Annotated in this window: 1 protein-coding gene; it reads left to right on the forward strand. The window is 68.4% G+C overall.

Going from position 1 to position 550, the window contains the following annotated elements; translation table 11 throughout:
* On the forward strand, nt 1–550 hold a 550-nt coding region (locus tag FS825_RS18435), incomplete at both ends, for a hypothetical protein (RefSeq protein ID WP_222126970.1).

A 550-nucleotide genomic window follows, 5' to 3' on the forward strand; every position in this document is an offset into this window, starting at 1 on the left:
TCCACACGGTCGCGTCGTCCTCCTCGAAGATCCCCGGCCCCGTGGCATCGGTGCCCGAGGTCCTCGGCGGCAACACCGCCGTGAAGCTCGACGCGGGCTTCACCGACGCCCTCACCGCGCTGAAGCTGACCCCGGGCGTGTCCGGCAACGCCAAGCTCGCCGACGGGTCCGTGTCGTTCCCGATCACGTCGGGTTCGGTGACGTACTGGTCCCCGGACGGCAACTACCGTCCCTACGTGCAGGGCCTGCTCAACCACGACGACTCGGGGCTGACCCTGTCGGCCGGGTCGACGACGGTCACGCTGGAGAACTTCGTGGTGAACCCGGGTTCGTCGAAGCTCTACGGTGACGTGCTGGTCAACGGCAAGGTCGCCGTCGCGAACGCGTACCTGTTCTCCCTGCACGGTGGCACCCTCAAGCCGCTGCAGCTCGAGGGCGACAACGCGATCCTGACCGGCACCACGGTGCACGTGTCCGCGGACGCCGCGAAGCTGCTCAACAGCACCTTCAAGACCGACGCGGTCAAGTCCGGCCTCCTCGTCGGCGTCGC

The sequence above is a fragment of the Curtobacterium pusillum genome (assembly GCF_007680845.1).
Classification (GTDB): Bacteria; Actinomycetota; Actinomycetes; order Actinomycetales; family Microbacteriaceae; genus Curtobacterium; species Curtobacterium pusillum_B.